At 76.7% G+C, this 16061-nt stretch carries 11 protein-coding genes; 3 read left to right on the top strand and 8 right to left on the bottom strand.

Going from position 1 to position 16061, the window contains the following annotated elements; translation table 11 throughout:
- Positions 1–21: 21 nt before the first annotated feature.
- From J0910_RS12200 to mraZ, 6 genes are all read right to left on the bottom strand, one after another.
- Positions 22–1458, bottom strand: a complete 1437-nt coding sequence (locus tag J0910_RS12200) for a UDP-N-acetylmuramoyl-tripeptide--D-alanyl-D-alanine ligase (protein ID WP_420158616.1) — start codon at positions 1456–1458, stop codon at positions 22–24.
- A 1256-nt stretch (positions 1459–2714) separates the two neighbouring features.
- The gene (locus J0910_RS12195) at positions 2715–4364 is read right to left on the bottom strand and encodes a UDP-N-acetylmuramoyl-L-alanyl-D-glutamate--2,6-diaminopimelate ligase (RefSeq protein WP_420161970.1); all 1650 of its coding nucleotides are present in this window, start codon (positions 4362–4364) and stop codon (positions 2715–2717) included.
- Between the two features lie 102 nt (positions 4365–4466).
- Complete coding sequence (locus J0910_RS12190) at positions 4467–6398, bottom strand: peptidoglycan D,D-transpeptidase FtsI family protein (protein ID WP_420158615.1); 1932 nt, start codon at positions 6396–6398, stop codon at positions 4467–4469.
- Between the two features lie 82 nt (positions 6399–6480).
- Entirely contained in the window at positions 6481–6918 is a 438-nt protein-coding gene (ftsL, locus tag J0910_RS12185; RefSeq protein ID WP_420158614.1) for a cell division protein FtsL, read from the bottom strand.
- 35 nt (positions 6919–6953) lie between these two features.
- Positions 6954–7940, bottom strand: a complete 987-nt coding sequence (gene rsmH, locus J0910_RS12180; protein ID WP_420161969.1) for a 16S rRNA (cytosine(1402)-N(4))-methyltransferase RsmH — start codon at positions 7938–7940, stop codon at positions 6954–6956.
- Between the two features lie 214 nt (positions 7941–8154).
- The gene (gene mraZ / locus J0910_RS12175; protein ID WP_420161968.1) at positions 8155–8586 is read right to left on the bottom strand and encodes a division/cell wall cluster transcriptional repressor MraZ; all 432 of its coding nucleotides are present in this window, start codon (positions 8584–8586) and stop codon (positions 8155–8157) included.
- A gap of 374 nt (positions 8587–8960) precedes the next feature.
- Here mraZ and J0910_RS12170 point away from each other — a divergent pair, with 374 nt between their 5' ends.
- The 3 genes from J0910_RS12170 to J0910_RS12160 all read left to right on the top strand — a co-directional run bounded on the left by J0910_RS12170 (position 8961) and on the right by J0910_RS12160 (position 13550).
- Positions 8961–9953 (top strand): AAA family ATPase, encoded by a 993-nt coding sequence (locus J0910_RS12170; protein WP_420158613.1) that lies wholly within the window; start codon positions 8961–8963, stop codon positions 9951–9953.
- A 76-nt stretch (positions 9954–10029) separates the two neighbouring features.
- Complete coding sequence (locus tag J0910_RS12165; RefSeq protein WP_420158612.1) at positions 10030–11217, top strand: DUF58 domain-containing protein; 1188 nt, start codon at positions 10030–10032, stop codon at positions 11215–11217.
- The gene (locus tag J0910_RS12160) at positions 11214–13550 is read left to right on the top strand and encodes a transglutaminase TgpA family protein (RefSeq protein ID WP_420158611.1); all 2337 of its coding nucleotides are present in this window, start codon (positions 11214–11216) and stop codon (positions 13548–13550) included. The genes J0910_RS12165 and J0910_RS12160 overlap by 4 nt, the downstream gene beginning before the upstream one ends.
- A 410-nt stretch (positions 13551–13960) precedes the next feature.
- On the opposite strand, the gene J0910_RS12155 is transcribed toward J0910_RS12160, so the two are convergent.
- Positions 13961–14347, bottom strand: a complete 387-nt coding sequence (locus J0910_RS12155; protein WP_420158610.1) for a DUF3040 domain-containing protein — start codon at positions 14345–14347, stop codon at positions 13961–13963.
- Between the two features lie 335 nt (positions 14348–14682).
- Positions 14683–16008 (bottom strand): DNA polymerase IV, encoded by a 1326-nt coding sequence (locus J0910_RS12150; protein WP_420158609.1) that lies wholly within the window; start codon positions 16006–16008, stop codon positions 14683–14685.
- Positions 16009–16061: the final 53 nt, after the last annotated feature.

Genomic DNA, 16061 nt, shown 5'->3' with positions numbered 1-16061 from the left:
CCGCCGCGATGAGGATGTTGCTCACTGGGCCTCCCCCTGCTCCGCCGCCGTCCCGGCCGCGGAGAGCCCTTCGGCGACCTGCTCCAGCCCGGCCACGCGCGATCCCTTCAGCAAGACGACGTCCTTGGGCCGCAGGCGCTCGGTGAGCGCGGCCACGGCCGCGGCGGCGTCGGGGACCGAGGTGGTGTCCCCGCGCCAGCCTTCGACGGCCGCCGCGCCCTCGGCGACGGGGGCGGCCTCCTCTCCGACCACGACCAGCCCGTCGACGCCGGCCTCGGCGGCCAGCCGGCCGATCCGCTCGTGCTCCTCGCGCGAGCGCTCGCCCAGCTCCGCCATGTGCCCGAGCACGGCGAAGGAGCGCCGGTCCCCGGCGATCGCGCCGAGGGTCCGCAGCGCCGCCGCCACGGACTCGGGGTTGGCGTTGTAGGCGTCGTTGACCAGAGTGGTCCCGTCGGCCAGCTCGGTGACCTCCATCCGCCACCGGCTCACCGGGCCGGCCTCGGCCAGCGCGGCGGCGATGTCCCGGGCGCCCATGCCGAACTCGGCGGCGACCGCGGCGACCGCGAGCGCGTTGTGCACCTGGTGCTCGCCGACCACGGCGAGGCGGACCGAGGCGGTCTCCCCGCCGACGGCGAGGGTGAACTCGGCCCGGCCGGCGGCGTCCAGCCGGACGCCCGCGGCGCGCACGTCGGCGCCGGGGCCGGTGCCGAAGGCGACCACCCGGGCGCGGGTCCGGCCGGCCATCGCGGCCACCGCGGGGTCGTCGGCGTTGAGCACCGCGACACCGCCCTCCTCGGCCCCAGGCAGCGCCTCGACCAGCTCGCCCTTGGCCTGGGCGATGGCCTCCTTGCCGCCGAACTCGCCCATGTGCGCGCTGCCCACGTTGAGCACCACGCCGATCCGCGGGGGCGCGATCCGGCACAGGTGCGCGATGTGGCCGATGCCGCGCGCGGCGGTCTCCAGCACCACGAACCGGGTCCGCTCGTCGGCGCGGAGCACGGTCAGCGGGTGGCCGATCTCGTTGTTGAACGAGCCGGCCGGGGCGACCGTGGGTCCGAGCCGGTCCAGCACCTGGGCGAGCAGGTCCTTGGTGGTGGTCTTGCCGGACGAGCCGGTGACGCCGACGATGTCGGCGCCGGCGGCCGAGATGCGCTCGGCGACCTCGCGCGCGAGGCGGCCGAGGGCGGCCACGACCTCATCGTCGCCGCCGTCGGCCAGCAGCGCGGGCGCGTCGACCGGGCGCGACCCCAGGACGGCCGCGGCCCCCGCCTCGACGGCCGCGGCGGCGAAGTCATGGCCGTCGGCCCGCTCGCCGCTCAGCGCGACGAAGAGGGAGCCGGGACCGGCGCCCCGGGAGTCGACGACGACCGGCCCGGCCACGACGTCGGTCGGGCGCGCGGATCCGCTCATCCGTGTTCGGGTGATCTCAGCGATCCGATCGAGCGTCAGCGCGATCAAATCCACTCCTCATGTCGGGCCCGGTCCTGGGCGCTTCCGGCGCCTCGATCGGGGTTTCGGACGGGCGCGGCCCATGCCTCCGGTGACGACTCCGCGTCCGATGGCGCCACGGCGTCCAGGGGACGCCGCCGCATCGGCGCACCTCGGCGTCGGGTGACGTCTCAACGTCCGGATACGGGGATCACGCCGGGCTCGTCGACCGCGAGGCGGCATCGGCACGCCACGGGACCGGGCAGCGATTGCCGGACCTACCTTAGAACATGTTGGGGCACCGCGGACGCGTCCCGGTCGGCGTGGGCCGCTGCGGCCGCCGGCTCCCGCGCCCGCTTCCCGGGCCCGCCCCGGCCTGCTCCGATCCCGCGGCGCCGCGGCCGCGCCCGCGGCGGGCGGCCCGGCCGGGCCGCGCCGGCCCCTCCAGCCTGTGCCCATCGCTCCCCCGACCCGCGCACGCGCCTCCGACACGACCAGGACACACCCGCTCGGGCCGGGGCGCGGCGCAACACGCCGCACGGGCCCCTTCCCGGCGGCGGAGTCCGGCGGCGGGGCCCGGTTCGCGGCGCCCGGCGGGCCGCCTCCGCGCCCCGGGCCCCGGCCTCCGGGCGGCCCCGCAGCCCCCGCCGCGGCCGCCCCATCCGCGCCTTCTGCCCATTTCGTAATGGATTAGATGCAAAAGGTGGCCGCCGGCGCGGCCTCTTTCCCGGGGCCGCCGGCACCGTCCCTTTCCGGGGGCCGCCGGCCCCTCCGCCCGGGACGGCCCTCGTACCGGACCTGCGGCACGGCACCGGGGCGGGACGGACCGGCTCCCGCTCCGGCCGGCCCGCCGGCCGCGGCTCAGATCGCTGATGGGAGATTCGTCCCCGGGCGATGATCTTGGAGTTGCGGGGGTATTCAGAGCGCTCTGATGGCCCCGGAACTCCAAGATCATCGCGGCGGAGGAGCGGAGGGCGGGGGTCTTCTGCGCCCGCCGCCTTCTCCCGTCAGCGATCTCAGGCGGTGGCCCCCGGGGCGCATCGGCCGGGCGGGAAGGCCACCGGCTCCGCACGGCCGGGGCGGGGACCGCGCGACCGGCCCTGGGGGTGCCGCCCTCCCTCCCGGCCGGGGCCCGCACCGGGCGCGGCGCCCCCGGCCCGGAGGGCGGAGGGGAGAGCCGCCCCGGGGCGTTCGGGCCGCCGGGGCCGGCGGCCGGGCCGGAGGCGGAGGTCCTTCGGCGCCCGGCGGCCTTCACCCCGCGGGCCCGCTTCGGGGCGGCCGGGGTGTCAGGCTCCGTCGTCCGCGGGCTCGGCGGGGGCCTGCTCCGCGGTGTCCGGGACGCCCAGGCGGCGGCGGATCGACTCGGCGAGCACCTCGCGGTCGTCGAACGGCAGCACCTCGCCGAGGACGTACTGGCCGCGCTCGTGCCCCTTGCCCGCGACGACCAGGACGTCGTCCGGGCCGGCCCGGCGGACCGCCAGGTCGATCGCCTCGGCCCGGTCCGGTTCCACGGTGATCCGGGCGCGCTCCCCCCGGGGCACCTTGCCGGCGCCCTCCAGCATGCTGCCCAGGATGGCGACCGGGTCCTCGGTGCGCGGGTTGTCGTCGGTGAGGACGACGGCGTCGGCGAGCCGCGCGGCGGCCTCGCCCATCAGCGGGCGCTTCCCCCGGTCCCGGTCGCCGCCGCAGCCCACCACGATGGTGAGCCGGCCCCGGGCGACCTCGCGCAGCGAGGTGAGCACCGCCTCGATCGCGCCGGGTTTGTGCGAGTAGTCGACCAGCGCGGTGAACTCCTGGCCGGCCTCCACCCGCTCCATCCGGCCCGGCACGCCGGAGGCGGCGGCCACGCCCTCGATCGCGGTGTGCAGGTGCACCCCGGCCTCGATCAGGCCGACGATCGCCGCCATCGCGTTGGAGACGTTGAACGGGCCGGGCAGCCCCACCGAGGCGTCGGCCTCGACGCCGCCCGGTCCGACCACCCGGAACGTGCTGCCCCGGGGGCCCAGCACGATGTCCTCGGCGCGCCACTCGGCCTCCGGGTCGCCCTCGGAGGAGAACGTGGTGACCGGGACCTCGCCGCGGCCCTCCACCATGTCGACGAGCGCCCGGCCGAACCGGTCGTCCCGGTTGACCACGGCGACCTTGGCGTACTCCGGGGTGAAGAGCCGGGCCTTGGTCTCGAAGTAGTCCCGCAGGTCGGCGTGGAAGTCCAGGTGGTCCTGGGAGAGGTTGGTGAAGATCGCCACGTCGTAGGTGGTCCCGCCGACCCGGCCCAGGGCCAGGGCGTGGCTGGAGACCTCCATCGCGGCCGAGGTCACGCCCTGCTCGCCCATGACCGCGAACAGGCCGTGCAGGTCGGTGGCCTCGGGCGTGGTGAGGGAGGAGTCGACGCGCTCGCCGCCGACCCGCATCTCCACGGTGCCGATCAGCCCGGTCTTCTCGCCCGCGGCGCGCAGGCCCGACTCGACCAGGTAGCTCACCGTGGTCTTGCCGCTGGTCCCGGTGGTGCCGATGAGCAGCAGCCGATCGGCGGGGTGCCCGTAGACCCAGGCCGCGACCTCGCCCAGGCGGGCGCGCGGGTCGGCGAGGGTGACGACCGGCAGCCGGGTCGCGGCGGCGCGGTCGTAGCCGGTGGGGTCGGTGAGGATCGCCGCGGCCCCGGCCTCGGCGGCCTGGGCGGCGAAGTCGGCCCCGTGCACGCGGGCGCCGGGCAGGGCGGCGTAGAGGTCGCCCGGCCGGACCGCGCGGGAGTCGTGGGTGACCCCGGTGATCACCGCGGCCTCGGGGTCGGCGGGAGCCTCGGGCTCGGCGGCCCCGCGCCCTCCGGGCAGCGGGGCGGCGCCGGGGCCGTCGTCGACGCATGTGACGAGCGCCTCCGGGCCGAGGAACCGGGCCAGCTCGCCGAGCTGGCGGAGAAGTCTGTGGTCAGGTCGCATCACGGGTGGCACGCCGAGAGGCTATCGGCTGAGCGGAGCCCGAGGTTAATCCGCGGACCGGGGCGTGTCCCACATTCTCCGGGACCCGCCCCGGCGGCCCGCTCAGTCGTCCTCGAACAGCCGGATCTTGGGCGCCTCGGTCTCCGTCGGCGGGATCTTCAGGGTCTTCAGCCCGAAGGACATCACGTCGGTGAAGAGCGGGCCCGCCGCCTGTCCGCCGTAGTACTCCTTCTGCGGGTTGTGCAGCACGACCTGGACGATCAGCCCGGGGTCGTCGGCCGGGGCGAACCCGACGAAGGTGGAGGTGTAGCCGCCGGTCTTGTAGCTCCCGGTCTCCGGGTCGACCCGGTTGGCGGTGCCGGTCTTGCCCGCCACCCGGTAGTCCTCGATCCGGGCCTGCTGCGCGGTGCCCTGGTCGCCGGTGACGGCCTCCAGCATCAGCGACACCTCCTCGGCGGTCTTCTCGCTGACCACCCGGCGCTCCTTGGGCGCCTCGGAGGGGTCCAGCTCCCCGTCGCCGCCGACCGTGCCGGCGACCAGTGTCGGCTCGACCCGGACCCCGCCGTTGGCGATGGTCGCGTAGACGCTGGCCATCTGCATCGCGGTGACCGACAGGCCCTGGCCGAAGGAGACCGAGGCGAGCTGGGTGCCCCACCAGTCGTCGGGGTGGCGGAGCACGCCGGACTCCTCCCCGGGCAGGGCCAGCCCGGTGGGCCGGCCGAAGCCGAAGGCGGAGAGGTAGTCGTAGAGGCCCTGCGCGCCGAGCTGCCGGCCGACCTTGATGGTGCCCACGTTGCTGGACTGGGCCATGATGCCGTTGAGCGTCATCCGCTCGGTGTCGTGCACGTGGGAGTCCTTGAAGGTGCGGTCCTGCACCCGCATCGAGTAGGGCACGGTATAGACCGTCTCCGGGGTGGTGACGCCCTCCTCCAGGGCCCCGGCGGCGGTGATCACCTTGTTGGTGCTGCCGGGTTCGAACACCTCCGCCACCGAGCCGTTCTTCCGCTGCTCGCCGCTGGTGGACCCGATGTCGGCGGGGTCGTAGGTGGGGTAGTCCGCCATCGCCACGACCTCCCCGTTCGGGCGCATCGCGATGACGCTGCCGCCGTCGGCCTCCAGCTCCTCCGCCCGCTCGGCGAGGGCCTGCTGGGCGTACCACTGGACGTCGGCGTCCAGGGTCAGCCGCACGTCCTGGCCGGGCACCGGCTCCCGGGAGTAGCCGCCGGCCATCGGGATCTGCTGGCCGTTGGCGCCGGTCTCCACCTGCTGCTTGCCGGGCCTGCCCGCCAGGGTGTCGTCCATGACGGCCTCCAGCCCCTCCAGGCCGGCGCCGTCGGTGCCGACGAAGCCGACCAGGTCGGCGGCGCCGGTCTCGTCCGGGTAGACGCGCTTGTAGCCCTTCTCCGCGCCGACGCCCTGCAGCCCGAGCTCCGCCAGCTCCTCCCAGTCCTCGGGGGAGACGTTCCGCTTCACCACCTGGTAGCGGGACGGCTCGGCCTGGACCTTGGCCCGCACGTCCTTGGGGTCGAGGGTGAACCGGGAGGCCAGCTCGGCGACGACCTTCTCGCTCTCCTTCTCGTCGATCTCGACCGGGTCGACGAAGACGGTGCGCACCTCCACCGACATCGCGAAGGCCCGACCGGAGGCGTCGGTGATGGAGCCCCGGGTGGTGGGGATGTCGATGGTCGCCATCCGCAGGTCCGAGGCGGCCTCGGCGTAGGTCGCGGCGTTGAACCCCTGGATGTAGACGAGCCGGCCGGCGAACAGCAGCAGCACCGCCGACATCAGCACCAGGGCGAACTTGATCCTGCGCTGCGGGTCGACCCGCCGGAAGCGCCGGCGGAGCAGCGGGGACGGCCGGGGCGGGGCGGGGCGGCGGGACCTGGTGCCGCCCCCGGCCGGCGGCCGGGGGCGCGGGCCCCGCTCCCCGTCCCGGGCGGGGCGGCGGAGGCGGTCCGGGCGGCCGCCGCGGGCGGCGGGCCCCCGGGCCGGGCGCCGCGGCTCCTTGGAACGCCCGTCACGCGACGCGCTCAACCGCGGACCCCCGTTCCGCCCCCTCCGCCTGCGGGGCCGCCTTCGCCACCTCTGCCACGTCCCTTCCGTCCGCTACCGCGCCTCATTCGCCGCCGCCCCCGCCGCTGAACCGCTTCTCCCTCGCGTCCAGGAACTTCGGGGCCTCCCCGGGCTCCATGCCCATCTCCTCGGCCTCGCGCGCGATGCGCTCCGGCGACTCCAGGCGGACCACGTCCTCGCCGAGCTGCTCCTGCTCGTAGCCGAGCTCGGTGTTCTCCCTCTGCAGCTGGGCGATGGTGAAGGAGTCCTGCAGCAGCACGGTGCGCAGCGCCAGCAGGCTGACCAGGGCGCCCGCCAGCAGCCCGAGCACCAGCAGCACGAACGGCATGCGCGGCGGCCGCGCGGGGGGCGCCGCGGGGCGGCGCGCCCGCGCCTTTCCGGGGGCCGCCTTCGGCGGGGCGGCAGGCCGGGTCCGGGGGGCCGTCCTGCGGCCGGTGCGGGTGCCGCCTCCTCGGGAGGAGCCCTTGGTCTCGGTGGTCATGTCCTGCCCTCCCTACTCCCTCGGTCGGCCCCGCCTCAGTGCCGGCGGATCCGCTCCGCGGCCCTCAGCCGGGCCGATGCGGCCCGCGGGTTCCGCTCGTTCTCCTCCTCGGTGGGCGCCTCCGCGCCGCGGGTCAGCAGCCGCAGCTCGGGCTCGCTGCCCGGCAGCGGGACCGGCAGCCCCGGCGGGGTGCGGTCGGTGGCCAGGTCCGCGAGGGCCCGCTTGGTCATCCGGTCCTCGAGGGAGTGGTAGGAGAGCACCGCGATGCGGCCGCCGACGGCGAGCCGGTCGATCGCGGCGGGCAGGGTGCGCTCCAGGATGCCGAGCTCGGCGTTGACCTCGATGCGCAGCGCCTGGAAGGTGCGCTTGGCCGGGTTGCCCCCGGTGCGCCGGGTGGCCGCCGGGATCGCCTCGCGGACCAGCTCGGCCAGGCGGCGGGTGGAGTCGATCCGGCCGGACGCGCGCTCGCGGACCAGCGCCTGGGCGATGCGCGAGGCGAAGCGCTCCTCGCCGTACACGCGCAGGATCCGGGTGAGCTCCCCGGCGGAGTAGTCGTTGACGACGTCGGCCGCGGTCAGCTCCTGGGTGCGGTCCATCCGCATGTCCAGCGGCGCGTCGTAGGAGTAGGCGAAGCCGCGCTCGGCCTCGTCCAGCTGCGGCGAGGAGACCCCCAGGTCCAGCAGGACCCCGCGGACCTCGGTGATGCCGAGCCCGTCCAGCACCCGAGGGAGGGCGTCGTACTCGGCGTGCGCGAACTCGGTGCGGTCGGCGAACGGCGCGAGCCGGGCCCGGCTGCGCCGCAGCGCGCTGGTGTCCCGGTCGATGCCGACCAGCCTCAGCCCGGGAAGCGCGGTGAGCATCGCCTCCGCGTGCCCGCCCAGGCCCAGGGTGCCGTCCACGAGAACGGCGCCCGGCTCCTGCAGCGCGGGCGCGAGCAGCCCGACGATCCGGTCGAGCATCACCGGAACGTGCTCGGCGCGGTCGTCCGCCCCCGGGTCCGCGCCGATCCCGGTGTCCCCCATCAGCACACTGCCCTCTCTTTCTCGTTCTCCCCCGGGGCGGCGCCCCCTGCGCCGCTCCCGCTCCCCTCCGGGCCCGGGGCCCGGAGAGGCCTCCAGACGCGGTACCGCCCGGCGCCGGGGAAGTCGCGCCGGCCGGTGTCCCCATCCGCGTCTGAAGGCCGTGTCCCGTGCCGTCCCCGCCGGCGGCCCCGGGCCTTCCCGGGGCGCGCCCCTGTCAGGACGCCCCCGGCAGCACCTCCTCGGACAGCTCCGCGAACACCTGCTCCTGCTCGGACTCGTACTGCGCCCAGGCCGCGGCGTCCCAGATCTCCAGGCGGGTGTCGGCTCCGATCACCACGCAGTCCCGCTCCAGCCCGGCGTAGGAGCGCAGCGCCGGGGGCAGGGTGATGCGACCCTGCTTGTCGGGGACCTCGTCGGAGGCTCCGGCGAACAGCACGCGGCTGTAGTCGCGCACGGCCTTCGCGGTGACCGGGGCCGAGCGGAGGTTCTCGGTGACGCGCCGGAACTCCTCCAGCGGAAAGACGTAGAGGCAGCGCTCCTGCCCCTTGGTGATCACCAGTCCCCCGGAGAGCCCGTCGCGGTACTTGGCGGGCAGGAAGAGCCGGCCTTTGGCGTCGAGCCGCGGCGAATGGGTGCCGAGGAACATCGGCCCCACCTCCCCCGGTCCCGCCGCCGCGACCTCTTCCTCCACAATGCCCCACTGTACTCCACTCTTCCCCACCGTCAACAGAATCGCGCGTTCCACGAAACCGCCATGGCAGGCGAATTCGCAGGTCAGACAGGGAGGTTCGGAGCGGGCCGGGGTGGCGGCGCGTGTTGGGCGCGGCGCCGCCGGGCGCGGCGGGGGCCCCGGGCCCCGGCGCGGGGAGGCCGACGGGGCCCGCGCCCGCCCGGCATGGATTGCGCCGTTTAGGTTTGCTTTCCCTCCTTTTCCTTCTAGCCTCGGTTCCGCGGAGGCCGCTCAAGACCGCGCGGAGCACCGGCCGCGGAGCATCGGGAACCACGGGAATGAGGGGACACGTGTCACTCGGCACCCATCACGACGGCGCCCCCCGGCCGGGGGGTGGGAGCGCCGACCCGGTCCTCGGGCACGCCTTCCGGATCCGCACGGCGATCGAGACGGTCATCGAGGGCAAGCCCGAGATCGTGCGGATGGCGCTGACCGTGCTGCTCGCCGAGGGCCACCTGCTCATCGAGGACGTCCCGGGCGTCGGCAAGACCATGCTGGCCAAGGCGCTGGGCCGGGCGGTGGACGGCACGGTGCAGCGGATCCAGTTCACCCCGGACCTGCTGCCCGGCGACATCACCGGGGTCAGCGTCTACCACCAGGAGCGGCACGCCTTCGAGTTCAGCCCCGGCCCGGTGTTCGCCAACATCGTGCTCGGCGACGAGATCAACCGCGCCTCGCCCAAGACCCAGTCGGCCCTGCTGGAGTGCATGGAGGAGATGCAGGTCAGCGTGGACGGGACCGCCCGCCCGCTGGCGCCGCCGTTCATGGTGGTGGCCACCCAGAACCCGGGCGACATGGAGGGCACCTACCCGCTGCCCGAGGCCCAGCGGGACCGCTTCATGGCGCGGATCTCGGTCGGCTACCCCGCCCCGCAGGCCGAGCTGGACATGATCGACATGCACAGCGCCGCCTCCCCGCTGGACCGGCTGGCGCCGGTCGCCGGGGTGGCCGACGTGCGGGCGATGACCGATCACGTGCGGACCGTGCACGTCGCGCCGGGCGTCCGCCGCTACGTGGTGGACCTGGTCACCGCCACCCGCACCTCGCCCCTGCTCCGCCTGGGCGCCTCCCCCCGCGCCACCCTGCACCTGGTCCGCGCCGCGCGCGCCTACGCCGCCCTGGAGGGGCGCGGCTACGTCGTCCCCGACGACGTGCAGGCGCTCGCCGTCCCCGTCCTCGCGCACCGGCTGCTGCTCGCCCCCGAGGCGCGGATGGAGCAGCGCACCGCCGAGCAGGTCGTCGCCGACCTGGTGGCACGGCTGCCGATCCCGGCCCCGCGTTGACCCCGGCCCCGGGCGGGAGCCGGCGGCACCGCCCCGAAACGAGGTGAGACCGCTGAGAGCATTCACCCCCCGGGGCGTGGGCCTGCTGTTCGCCGGGGCGACCGTGCTGGCCGGCGGGCTGTTCGTCGGCGAGCGCGACCTGGTCGCGCTGGGCGTGCTGCTGCTCGCGCTCCCGCTGCTGTCCCGGCTGTCCCTGCTCGGCGCCTTCCGCGGCATCGGGCACGGCCGCGCGCTCCACCCCGCCCGCGCCCCGGTCGGCTCCGAGGCCGAGGTGGCGCTGCGGGTCTCCAACGGCGGCGCGCTCCGCCCGCTGGGCGGGGTGCTCGCCGAGGACCTGCTGCCGCCGGCGCTGGGCGAGCCGCCCCGGTTCCGGATCGGGCTGCTGGCCCCCGGCCGCGACCGCGACCTGGCCTACCGGGTCCGCGCCTCGGCGCGCGGGCTGTACCCGGTCGGGCCGCTCCGGGTCACCCTGGGCGATCCGCTCGGCTGCTTCCGGGCCGTTCGGGACCTCGGCGCGCCCGCCGTGCTGATGGTGACGCCGGAGGTGGTGCCGCTGGGCGGCGGCGGGTCGCCCGCGGGCGCCGCCGAGCCGGGCGGCGGCCCCGCCCGGGTGATGGCCGCCTCCGGGGAGGACGACCCGGTGCCCCGGCCCTACCGCTCCGGCGACGAGCTGCGCCGGGTGCACTGGCGCAGCACCGCGCGCCACGGCGAGCTGATGGTCCGCCGCGAGGAGGCCCGGCACGACGGCGGCGCGGCGGTCCTGGTGGACCTGCGCGCCGCCGCGCACACCGGGTCCGGCCCGGAGTCCACCCTGGAGACCGCGGTCAGCGCGGCGGCCTCGGTCGCCGTGCACCTGTCCGGCCAGGGCCGCCGGGTGCGGCTGCTCACCGACGGCGGTGAGCCGGGCGTGCCCGCCGCCGGCCCCGCCGGGGTGGTGGAGGCGCTGGCGCTGGCGCCCGCCTCGGCCCGCACCGGGCTGGCCGCGGGCGCCGAACCGCTGCGCTCCGCCGGCTCCGGGCCGGTGGTCGCCGTTCTGGGCGCCCTCGCCCCCGCCGACCTGGAGGCGCTCTCCTCCGCGGCGCGCGGCGCCACCGGGCCGCGCACCGCGGTGCTCTGCACCGCCCGGCCGGCCGGCGCCGAGGGCGCGGCGGCCGCGCTCACCTCGGCCGGCTGGCGCGTGCTGGTGATCGGCCGCCCCTCCGACCTGCCCGCCGCCTGGGGGACCCCGGTGCGCGGCGCCCCGGCCGCGGGAGGCCCGCGATGACGTCCGGACTCCGCTCCGCGGTACTGGCCCTGGCCTCGGCCGGGGCGGTGCTGTGCGGGCTGTCGCTGCCGGCCCCGCTGGTGTCCGGGGGCGGCTGGTGGCCCGCGTCCGCCGCCGTGCTGACCGGGATGGCGCTGGTCGGCGCCGGGCTGCGGTTCCTGCCGCGGGGCGCGGCGCTGCTCGTCCCGCCGGCGCAGCTGCTCACCGCGCTGGTGCTGGTCACCGCCGTGTTCGCCCCGCAGACCGCGGTGGCGGGGCTGCTGCCCACCCCGGCGTCCCTGGACGAGCTGGGCCGGCTCCTCCTGGAGGGGCGCCGGGAGATCGACGCGAACCCGCCCCCGGTGGCCGACAGCGCCGCGATCGCGCTGGTCTTCGCGGTGGGCGCGGCCGCCGCCGGGCTGGTCGGCGACGTCCTCTCGGTGACCGCCCGCACCCCGGCGCTGACCGGCGTCCCGCTCTTCGCGATGCTGCTGATCCCGCTGGCCGTGGACGACGAGGGGGTCGGGACCGGGGCGTTCGCCCTGGCCGCCTGCGGCTACCTGGTGCTGCTCGCGGTGGACGGCTGGGTGCGCGGCTCGGGGTGGGCGCCGCACGCCGGCGCGGCCGCCTCCCGCACGCTCGGCGCGCTGCGCCACGGGCTGCTCTCCGCCGGGGTCGCCGCCGCCGCGCTCGCCCTGGCCCTGCTGGTTCCGGTGGCCCTGCCCAACCTGGCGTCCGGCTCGGTCTACGAGATGGCCGGGCCGCCGGGGCCGGACCGGACGGTGACCACCTCGCACCCGCTGGTCTCGCTCCGCCACGACCTCGGCTCCCGCTCCGACGCCGTCGTCCTGGAGTACACCACCGACGCCCCCTCCCCCGCCTATCTGCGCACCTTCGTGCTGGACGCGTTCGACGGCACCGACTGGACCATGTCGCCGGTCCGGCTGGACGACGGCGACCTGCTGGAGGGGGAGGCGCTGCCGCCGGTGCCCGGTCTGATCGGCGGCGACCACGAGCGGGTCGGCTACGACATCACCCTCATGCGGGACCTCCAGGAGAGCGCCTTCCTCCCGCTGCCCTACCCGGCCCGGGAGCTCGACCTCGACGGGGAGTGGTACGCCGACCCCGACAGCCTGATGGTCTTCGGCACCTCGGTGCAGGACCCCGCCCCCGAGTACCGGGTGGTCGGCCTGGACGTGCGGCCGGACCCGGCCCGGCTGACCGGTTCCGGGGCGGGCGCGCCGGACGAGCGGTTCCTGGTGGTGCCCTCCGGGGTGGACGACCGGGTGGCGCGGCTGGCCCGGTCGATCACCGAGGGCGCCGACGGCCGGCTGGCGGAGGCGGTGGCGCTGCAGGACTGGTTCACCGGCGAGGGCGGCTTCCGCTACGACCTGAGCCCGCCGGCCCTGCCGGAGGGCGCCGACCCGCTGGCGCACTTCCTCTTCGACTCCCGGGTGGGCTACTGCGAGCAGTTCGCCGCGTCGATGGCGCTGATGGCGCGCCAGCTCGGCATCCCCGCCCGGGTCGCGGTGGGCTACACCTCCGGCACCCGGGCCGCCGACGGGCGCTGGCTGGTCCGCGAGTCCGACGCGCACGCCTGGCCGGAGCTGTACTTCCCCGGCCAGGGCTGGCTGCGCTTCGAGCCCACCCCGGGCGACGGGCAGGGCACCGCCTCCGTTCCGGAGTACGCCACCGGCGCCCCCTCCGCCCCGTCGGACCCGGAGAGCGCGGAGTCCCCCTCCCCCGGCCCCGAGGAGAGCGAGGCCGCCGGGGAGGACGAGGCCGACGCGCCGGACCGGGAGGACGCCGCCGCCCCCGGCCGGGAGGCGCCCGACTCCGGCGGGGCCGCTCCGGGGGACGGCGGCGGCCCGCAGGCGGCCGCGGCCCTGGCCGCGGCGGCGGCGGTCGCCGTCCTGGTGCTGCTGCCCGCGCTGCTGCGCGCCGCGCGGCGCCGGGCCCGGGCCGTGCGCGCCGGAGCCGCCGCTCCGGCCGCCGCCGCGGAGGCGGCCTGGGCCGAGGTCCGCGACCTCTGCCTCGACCTGGGACTGGGCTGGAGCGGGGCGGAGAGCCCGCGCGCCGCGGCGCTGCGCGTCACCGCGGCCGCCGCACTGGACGAGGGCTCCGCGGAGGCCCTGGACCGGCTCGCCCGCGCCGAGGAGACGGCCCGCTACGCGCCGGAGCCGGCCGTCGGGCCGTCCCTCCCCGCGGACCTGCGCGCCCTCTCGGTCGCCCTGCGCCGCTCGGCTCCCCCGGCGGCCCGGGCCCGCGCCGCCCTGCTGCCCCGCTCCCTGCTGCGCCTCCCGGCCCGGCCGGCCGGGCCGGCGGGCGCCCGGCTCTCCCCGGAGGGCGGCTAGACCCTCGAGGGGAGAAGGCGGCGGGCGCAGCAGAACACCCGGCTCCCTCCCCCTCCCCCGATGGTCGTGGAGTTGCGGGGCCGTCAGAGCGCTCTGACGGCCCCGCAACTCCACGATCATCGCCCGGGGCGGGCTTCTCCCATCAGCGGTCCGGCGCCCTGGGCCGCTGGTCCGGCAGCGGTGCCGGCGCGGGCGGGAGAGCCGGCGCCCCGAGCCGCACGGCGGTCCCGGCGCCGCGGGGCGGCGGGACCACCGGGGAAGGGCGGGGCGCCCCGCGGAGCGGGGCCCCGGGAACGGGAAAAGGCAGCGCGCCCGCCGTCGTCGCGGCGGGCGCGCTGCCTCGTCGTCCGTGTAACCGCCCCCCGGGGCCGGTCGGCCCGGCCGGGCCGGGCGCTCGGCGGCGCCGGGTGTCAGCCGTCGCCCTCCTGGCGGCGGCGCCAGCGCTCCTCGAAGCGGTGCATCATGCCGGGGCGCTCCTTCCGCGCGGGCTTGGAGCCCTTGGCTGTGGCGGCCCCCTGGGCGCCGCCGGCGCCCTTGCGCCATCCGGAGAGTCCCAGCAGGGCGCAGGCGAGCATGATGATGAATCCGAGTGCGCCGACCACCGGCTGCTGGAGGATCATTCCGCCCATGAGGACGCAGATGCCCACCACGAAACCGATGGACGCCTTGATGATCCACCGCTTGTAGTGGACCATCGGGTTCGTCTGGCGAACGGTGTTCGCGAACTTCGGATCCTCGGCATACAGCGCCTGCTCGATCTGGTCGAGCATGCGCTGCTCGTGTTCAGAGAGCGGCACGGCGCCTCCCAATGACAGTCCCCGATTGGGGTGACGGGTACTGAACGACGGTCTGTTGGTCAGTGATATGCCCAGAATACGGCGACTTAGCGCCTACTGGAAAGTAGAGATACGCCCGCGACCGTCCCACACCGGCCACATTACCCTCACCGGCTAACCTCAACACCGCTACGCGAACCCCGCTTCCACCCTTGCGGCCAACGGTTTCTCCACCGCCCCGTCCTCCGGGGTGCGTCCATTCTTCCCCCGGTCCCCGGAGGCGGTCGCCCGCCCCCCGGGCAGCGGTGCGCACACCGCCGCATACACCCGCTCCAACGCACCGGGGAGGGGAAAAGTTACCGTCGGCGGCCGTCATTCCGGTCACCTTCCGAACCCGCCCCGCCGCCCCGGCCGGAATCGGCCGCGGGGCCGGCGAGACTGGCCGGTCTGATGGCGCCCGCGCCGAACCTCCGGGCCACCGCGTCCATCGCCAGCTCGGCCTCGCGCCAGCCGCTCTCCGGCTCGTCCAGGGTCGGCTGCCGGTGCGCCCGGTCGGCGCCGGCCAGCCCCTCCACCCGCACGCCCACCAGGCGCAGCGGCTCGCCCTCCAGGCCGGAGGCGGCGTACAGGGCGCGGGCCGCCGAACCGATCTCCCGGGCGAGGTCGGTGGGGTCGGGCAGGGTGCGCGAGCGGGTGACGGTGGAGAAGTCGGCCCGCCGCAGCTTCACCACCACGGTCCGCCCGGCCTGCCCGGAGGCGCGCAGCCGGCGGGCGGTCTGCTCGGCCAGCCGGAGCAGCTCCCGGCGGATCTCCCCCGGGTCGGCGACGTCGACCGGGAAGGTCTCCTCCGCGCCGATGCTCTTGTCCGGGGCGCCGGGCACCACCGGGCGCGGGTCGCGGCCTCGGGACAGCTCGGCGAGCCGGTCGCCGAGGGCCCGGCCCAGTTCGGAGCGGAGCGCCTCGCGCGGGGCCCGGGCCACGTCGCCCACGGTGCGCAGGCCCAGCCGGGCCAGGGAGCCCTCGGTCTTCTCGCCCACGCCCCAGAGGGCGCCCACCGGCATCGGGTCGAGGAAGGGGCGCACCCGGGCGGTCGGCACCAGCAGCAGCCCGTCGGGTTTGCACCGGGTGGAGGCGAGCTTGGCGGTGAACTTGGTCGCGGCCACCCCCACCGAGCAGGTGAGGCGCTGCTCGGCGCGGACCCGCTCGCGGATCAGCTCGGCGATGCGGACCGGTCCGCCCAGCCGCCGCCGGGCCCCCGAGACGTCCAGGAAGGCCTCGTCCAGGGAGACCGGCTCCACTTCGGGGGTGACCGACCGGAAGATGTCCATCACCGCCTCGGAGGCGCGCCGGTAGGCCGGGCCGTCGGGCGGGAGGACCGCGGCGTCCGGGCAGAGCCGCAGCGCCCGCGCCATCGGCATGGCCGAGTGCACCCCGTAGGAGCGGGCCAGGTAGTCGGCGGAGGAGACGACGCCGCGCGGCCCGGTGCCGCCGACGATGACCGGGCGGCCGCGCACCTCCGGCCGGGCCAGCAGCTCCACGCTGGCGAAGAAGGCGTCCATGTCGATGTGGAGGACGGTGCAGTCGGCCTCGTCCTCCGGTCCCGCCTCGCTCAGCGGCCGGATGCCGCCGGCGCCGACCATCCCGCGCAGCGCCTCACCGCGTTCCAGCTGGCGTCGGCTCATGGCTCCCCGTCCGGGTCATCGTTGGGGGCGTCCTCCCCCGGGAGAGGAGCGGG

Origin of the sequence: Nocardiopsis oceanisediminis (assembly GCF_048595525.1) — a bacterium.
Classification (GTDB): domain Bacteria; phylum Actinomycetota; class Actinomycetes; order Streptosporangiales; family Streptosporangiaceae; genus Nocardiopsis_A; species Nocardiopsis_A oceanisediminis.
The sequence above is the reverse complement of the archived record's forward strand: the minus strand, read 5'-3'. Positions and strand labels throughout refer to the sequence as shown.

What these genes read in the sequence shown, in the direction of transcription:
- J0910_RS12195 (WP_420161970.1), bottom strand. Translation starts at nt 4,364, where the DNA reads ATGCGACCTGACCACAGACTTCTCCGCCAGCTCGGCGAGCTGGCCCGG.
- rsmH (WP_420161969.1), bottom strand. Translation starts at nt 7,940, where the DNA reads ATGGGGGACACCGGGATCGGCGCGGACCCGGGGGCGGACGACCGCGCC.
- J0910_RS12150 (WP_420158609.1), bottom strand. Translation starts at nt 16,008, where the DNA reads ATGAGCCGACGCCAGCTGGAACGCGGTGAGGCGCTGCGCGGGATGGTC.
- mraZ (WP_420161968.1), bottom strand. Translation starts at nt 8,586, where the DNA reads ATGTTCCTCGGCACCCATTCGCCGCGGCTCGACGCCAAAGGCCGGCTC.
- J0910_RS12160 (WP_420158611.1), top strand. Translation starts at nt 11,214, where the DNA reads ATGACGTCCGGACTCCGCTCCGCGGTACTGGCCCTGGCCTCGGCCGGG.
- ftsL (WP_420158614.1), bottom strand. Translation starts at nt 6,918, where the DNA reads ATGACCACCGAGACCAAGGGCTCCTCCCGAGGAGGCGGCACCCGCACC.